Here is a 6,052-nt window from a genome sequence, read left to right as displayed (position 1 = left end):
GCAAAAAATAACTCTTTCGGATTTGAATGGTGCGGGTGACAGGACTTGAACCTGCACGGTTTTGCCACAAGAACCTAAATCTTGCGTGTCTGCCAATTCCACCACACCCGCATGCAAAAGCTATTATACCGTAACAATAGCTTTTATGCAAGTATTTTTATCCGCCTAATATTCCCTGCTCCAGCATGGACTGGGCGGCAAGCATTGCGCCGAGACGGCCGCTGTGGTAATTCAGTCCACCCTGCATCCAGGCCGCGTAAGGCTCCCGCAGAGGCGCGTCCGCGGAAAGCTCGATGGAAGCGCCGAGCGTGAACGCGCCCGCCGCCATAATCACCTTACAGTCGTAGCCGGGCATGTCCCACGGCTCCGGCGTAACAAAGGAATCGACCGGCGCACCCTTCTGAACACCTTTGCAGAAGGCAATAAGTGCCTCCTCCCTGCGGAGCAGGACGGCCTGAATAATATCCGCGCGGGGCTCGTCGTATTTCGGCGTTACATCATAGCCGAACAGGCTGAACAGCGCCGCGGTAAATGAAGCGGTTTTCAGCGCCTCGCCGGTTACATGCGGAGCGTGAAACGCGCCCATGAACAGCTCGCGGTTGTTGCCGAGCGTCGCGCCGATTTCCCTGCCCGTTCCCGGTGTGGTCAGGCGGTAGGAGCAGCTTTCCACAAGGTCTTTCCGGCCCGCGATATAGCCGCCGGTCGGCGCAACGCCGCCGCCCGGGTTTTTAATCAGCGATCCGGCCATCAGGTCGGCTCCGCGCCCGACCGGTTCCACGGTCTGGACAAATTCGCCGTAGCAATTGTCTACCATAACGATGCAGTCCGGCGCTTTTTTCTTTGCGATCTTCGCAATCTTTTCGATGTCTTCCACAAAAAGAGAAGGACGCAGGCTGTATCCGCGCGAACGCTGAATATAAACCATCTTGATTTTCGGGCTTACCCGTTTCTCAATTTCCGCATAATCCGGCGTTCCGTCGGCTTTCAGCTCCACCTGCTCGTAACGAATGCCGAACTCCTTCAGAGAACCGTTGCCGTCGCCGGTTATGCCGATTACGCCGCGGAGAGTGTCATACGGGATTCCGGTTACGCTGAGCAGGGTGTCGCCCGGGCGCAGAACGCCGAACAGCGCAACCGTGAGCGCATGGGTGCCGCTGACAAAATTATGGCGTACCAGCGCGTCCTCCGCGCCGAACGCGGCGGCGTAAACCCGGTCCAGCGCGTCGCGGCCGCGGTCGCCGTAGCCGTAACCGGTGGAGGCCGCGAAATGGCTTTCGCTTACGCCCGCCTCGTTGAACGCCGCCATCATTTTCTGCTGATTATAGTCGGTGGTTTCGTCGATCCGCTCCAGCGCGGGCGCAATCATCCGCGCTGCTTCCTGCGCCGCGTCCTGTATTTTTTTATCAATTTGAAAGGTCGGATAGATCATTTTATTCCTCGATTATTCGTCGTCCGTAACCGGTTTGACCACCGGTTTTCCGTCGCTTCCCAGCAGCGGCGTGATTCCGCCGCCGGAACCGTACAAGGTCTGAAGATAGTGGACGCCGGTTTCCGTATCCACCAATATCCGCACGATTTCCATCGCGCCCTGTGAATAGACGATTTTAAAACGCTTGTCCTTCATATTCTCTACTCCATTATATGGATGATTCCACAAATTCACCGCAGCCTTCAAAGCCAAAGGAGCGGTAAAACTCCTCGTTTTCCTTTTCGGCTCGCAGTATGTATACCTTTTTCCCCCGCATCAAATAGACCATCGCGGAGAGCGCCCCGTGTCCATAGCCCCTGCGCCGGTGCTCCGGGTGAACGCATACGGCGGAAAGCACCGCCATGTCCTGTGTTTTTGCGGAGCAAACGGCACAGGAAACCAGTTCCCCCTGAAACCGCATCCCGACTGCCGCCGCCGTGTCGTGGCGGATTCGGTGGGACAAATCCATATAAAAGGATTCGAACTCCGGCGGTTCAAACGTGTCCGTCGCGCATTCGGAAATCAGCGCATAAAGCTCGCGCACGCCGGGATTCCGTTCAAAATCACCCAAACGCGACGGCGAACTGCCCTGATACGCCATAATTTGTCCGCGGCGCACAACCGGGTATCCCAGCTTCTGCGCGGCGTTACTGCCGCAAAGCAGGCGGCTGGCTCCCGTCATGCGGATAAATTCTTTCAGCTCGTCATAATCGGCGTCCGTGCCGGCATCCAGAATCACGGTATCGTCCAGCATGCAGATTGCCGCCCTGCCCTCTTCCTGCATCCAGAAACGGGCGAACGGCTCGCTCAGGCCGTACGCCTGGGCGGTAGCCAGGATACGGCATCCGAATACGTTTTTCTGAAAGGGCTGAAGCGACTGAATATGTTCCGTCTGTTTAATCATTCGGATCGCCGCCCGCAATCATTTCGGCCAGTTCGAAAACCAGTTTCTGCATACTCTGGTAATCCTCCTGCGCAATCATTCCCACCGCGGAATGAAGATAGCGGCAGGGAAGGGAAACCGCAACGGTTCTTACCCCGCCCCGTGAAACATGAATGGCCCCGGCGTCGTTTCCGCCCGCAACCGCACGTTTCGCCTGACATTTCACACCGGCTTTTTTCGCCGCCTGAAACGCCATCCGGTAATATCCCCGGTCATAAATGGTATGTCTGTCCATAAAGGAAATCACCGCGCCGCCGCCGACGTTGCAAACCTGGTTTTCCCGGTCGACGCCCGCAACATCCGCCGCCGTGGTGCTTTCCAGAACGATGGCCGCATCCGGCTCCACCGCGAACGCCGCTGTGCGCGACCCGTTCAGTCCGGTTTCCTCCTGCACGGCAAAAACAAAATACATATCGTATTTCAGATTGCATTTCAGCATCTCGATTAAAACCGCACAGCCCGCGCGGTCGTCCAGCGCCCGGCTTTTTACCATTCCGTGCGACGAATCAAAAATCGAATGGAAGGTAACGGCGTCTCCGGGCATCACGTACTGTTCCGCCTGCGCCCGGTCTTCCGCTCCGATATCAATGTATAAATCCTTTACCGGAACCGACTTTTCCTTTTCCTCTTCTTCCAGCAGATGAATCGGCTTCGCGCCGATCACTCCGGCAACGCCGTTTCCCACGGTAACCGGCTTTCCGCAAAGTACGCGGCAGTCGATTCCGCCCACGTTGGAAAATTTCAAAAGCCCTTCGTCGGTAATATACGTAACAATCATGCCGACCTCGTCCATATGGGCGTTCAGCATCAGCTTGGTTTTCGGGGTATTCTCCCCTTTTTTAAAGGCGATGATGCTTCCCAAAGGGGTAATTTCGATACCGGTGGCATACGGCTTGATTTCCTTGATAATGATATCCCGCACTTCGTCCTCGAATCCGGAGATTCCGCGCGCGGTGCAAAGATGCTCCAAAAGCTTCAGTCCGGTCATCATTCCACCCCCTTTATGTATTCCGCCATCAGCCGGGCGGTACGCTCCACGTCCTCGAGGTCAATGACCTCGACCGGCGTATGCATATAGCGCAGAGGGATGGAAATCAGCTGGGATTGTACGCCCTTGCGCGTCATGGCGATTTCGTCGGAATTGGTTCCCGTCGAGCCGCCCATCACCTCCAGCGTGTAGGGGATATGGCATTTTTTCGCGGTTTCCGTCAAATGCTCCGTCATCTCCCGGTTCAGCGGCGGCGCGATGCCGATCATCGGCCCCCCGCCCAGCTTTCCGCATTTTTCCGGCGGCACGCCCGGCTGCTCCGCAAAGCTGACGTCTACAATCAGCGCGTGGGTCGGATTGATCGCGTAAGCGCCCGTTACGGCACCTTGGCCGCCCACTTCCTCCCGGCTGCTGCAAAGAACCGTTACCTCGCAGTTCAGGTCCTTGTCGTGCAAAAGCTGAACGCAGCGGATGAGCGCGGCAACGCCGACGCGGTCGTCCAGACCGGCGGCGGTAATGCGCGTTCCGAGCAGGCTTCTCGGCTCGGAGCGCAGAAGAATCCGGTCGCCCGGGCGAATCAGCCGGTCGGCTTCCTCTTTGGAAAGACCGGCGTCGATCGCCATTTTATCCACCGGGAGGATTTTGTCCTCTTTCCCGTCGGAAAGGTGGGGCGGCGTACAGCAGACAATCCCGCTCAAAACCTCGCGGCCGTAAATGGTCACCGGACTGCCCGGCAGCACACGGCGGTCCACGCCGCCGCAGCGGTCCGCGCGGATAAACCCGTGCTCGTCGATATTCGTTACGATTAAGCCAATCTGATCGATATGCGCGTCAAGCAGGAAATGCTTTTTCGCTCCCTGTTTGCCAAATTTTGCAACAACACTGCCCATTCGGTCCATGTGTGCCCTTGTATATTTGGAAAGCTCCGTCGCCGCAGCTTTTGCCGCAGTAATTTCATCACCGGGCGTTCCGGGTGCTTCGCAAAGCCGAAAAATCAGTTCTTTCAGTTCGTCCATATTTTCACTCCGTTATAATGCTGTATTCATCTATATCAAATAGCACGCAATATTCCGGGTCTCTGCCGCAAACGGCGGAAACCTTTCCTTTTTACCGAATACGCGTCCTATCAATTATAAAAGGTTGACCAGTCTTTTAAATTCCTCGCCGCGGGTTTCATAGTTCGGGAACATATCAAAACTCGCGCAGGCCGGAGAAAGCGCAACGATATCCCCCGCGGCCGCTTCTTTTCGGCAGAGCTGAACCGCCTGTTCCAGCGAATCCGCATGCAGGATTTTGGGACTTCCGCTCCGGTACTCCGGCGCCGCTTTCACGCTTTCCTCGATCTTATCGGCGGTGGCGCCCATCAGCACAAGGGTTTTCACATGCTCCACTACCGCGGGGCCAAAGGAATCAAACGGGATTTTTTTATCGTAGCCGCCCGCAATCAGAATCAGCTTGCGGTCAAATAACTGGAGCATTCCGTTCATTGTCCGGCTGGGCGTGGTGCCGATGGAATCGTTATAGTATTGCACGCCGTCCAATTCCCGCACAAATTCGCTCCGGTGCTCCACGCCGCTGAAGCTCTTTGCAACCCGAACCATATTTTCAATGCTGACCGTTCCCCACAGCGCGCAGATGGCGGCCATGTAATTTTCGATATTGTGCCCTCCGGGGATTTTGATATCCGAAGCGCTCAGAACGGGGGTATCGGTTCCGTTCAGCGTCATGACAATCTCATTTTCGGCATTGAGCCACGCACCGCGCGTACATTTTTCCTTCCGGCTGAAGCACAGGGCGTCCCCCCGGACGTCTTTCAGAAAACCCGCCGTGATTTCGTTATCCGCATTGATAACCGCTCTTGCGAATGCATTCTGATGGTAAAGGATATTCCTTTTCGCATCGATATATTCCTGCATGTCCTTATGCATGTCAAGATGATTCGGGGAAACGTTCGTTACCACCGCGACATCCGGGCTGCGGCGCATGGAGATCAGCTGGAAGCTGGAAAGCTCGACCACCGCCGCGTCCTGCGGACGGATTTTTTCAATCCCGGGCAAAAGCGGATTTCCGATGTTGCCGCCGAGATGAACTGTTTTTCCTTCGGCTTTCAGCATTTCCGACAGAATCGTTGTCGTCGTCGTTTTGCCGTCGCTGCCGGTTACCGCATAGATTTTGCAGGGGCAGAGGTCGAAAAAAACCTCCATTTCGGAGGTGACCACCGTACCGCGTTTCCGTGCCGCAACCAGTTCCGGAAGATAGTACTTCATTCCCGGGGTGCGGAAAAGGATCTCCTCATTCAGGTCTTGCAGGTAATCGTCTCCAAGGCGGAGTTTCACACCGAGCTTTTTCAGCTCATCGGCCGTTTCGCCAAGTTTTTCCTCCGTACGGCGGTCGCGCGCCGCGACCTTCGCCCCGTGCCCGGCAAACAGCCTGATGAGGGGAAGATTGCTTCCGCCGATCCCTAAAAAGCCGACGGTCTTTCCGTTTATGGAATGGTAAAAATCCTGAATATTCATATGCGCCTCCGACTTGCTTTAAAGACTAACGTTAATATTATACTTATCTGTGGTAAAAATAGCAAGCAAAGTCGGCGAAAAATCCCGTTAAAATGGCGCAGAGGGGCATATCCCCGCAGAAAAGCCTTCCGGGGAGG

6 protein-coding genes and 1 tRNA gene are annotated in these 6,052 nt (G+C 55.8%); all 7 read right to left on the bottom strand.

The window, feature by feature from the left end; genetic code table 11:
* Positions 1-27: 27 nt before the first annotated feature.
* Positions 28-111 (bottom strand) — tRNA-Leu (locus tag OUY18_RS12745).
* A 46-nt stretch (positions 112-157) separates the two neighbouring features.
* Positions 158-1,429 (bottom strand): aminotransferase class I/II-fold pyridoxal phosphate-dependent enzyme, encoded by a 1,272-nt coding sequence (locus OUY18_RS12740; RefSeq protein WP_268059152.1) that lies wholly within the window; start codon positions 1,427-1,429, stop codon positions 158-160.
* 12 nt (positions 1,430-1,441) lie between these two features.
* The gene (locus tag OUY18_RS12735) at positions 1,442-1,624 is read right to left on the bottom strand and encodes a DUF6440 family protein (protein WP_268059151.1); all 183 of its coding nucleotides are present in this window, start codon (positions 1,622-1,624) and stop codon (positions 1,442-1,444) included.
* Positions 1,625-1,637: 13 nt separating this feature from the next.
* On the bottom strand, positions 1,638-2,372 hold the full coding sequence (locus OUY18_RS12730) for a GNAT family N-acetyltransferase (RefSeq protein ID WP_268059150.1): 735 nt from the start codon (positions 2,370-2,372) through the stop codon (positions 1,638-1,640).
* Positions 2,365-3,399, bottom strand: coding sequence for a M42 family metallopeptidase (locus tag OUY18_RS12725; RefSeq protein ID WP_268059149.1), 1,035 nt, complete (start codon positions 3,397-3,399; stop codon positions 2,365-2,367). Before OUY18_RS12725 ends, OUY18_RS12730 begins: the two co-directional genes overlap by 8 nt.
* Entirely contained in the window at positions 3,399-4,415 is a 1,017-nt protein-coding gene (locus tag OUY18_RS12720) for a M20/M25/M40 family metallo-hydrolase (protein WP_268059148.1), read from the bottom strand. Before OUY18_RS12720 ends, OUY18_RS12725 begins: the two co-directional genes overlap by 1 nt.
* A 114-nt stretch (positions 4,416-4,529) precedes the next feature.
* Entirely contained in the window at positions 4,530-5,915 is a 1,386-nt protein-coding gene (gene murD / locus OUY18_RS12715; protein ID WP_268059147.1) for a UDP-N-acetylmuramoyl-L-alanine--D-glutamate ligase, read from the bottom strand.
* Positions 5,916-6,052 lie beyond the last annotated feature (137 nt).

The sequence above is a fragment of the Caproiciproducens galactitolivorans genome (assembly GCF_026672255.1).
In the GTDB taxonomy this organism is placed as follows: domain Bacteria; phylum Bacillota; class Clostridia; order Oscillospirales; family Acutalibacteraceae; genus Caproiciproducens; species Caproiciproducens galactitolivorans_A.
This window is presented reverse-complemented; position numbering and strand designations above follow the sequence as displayed.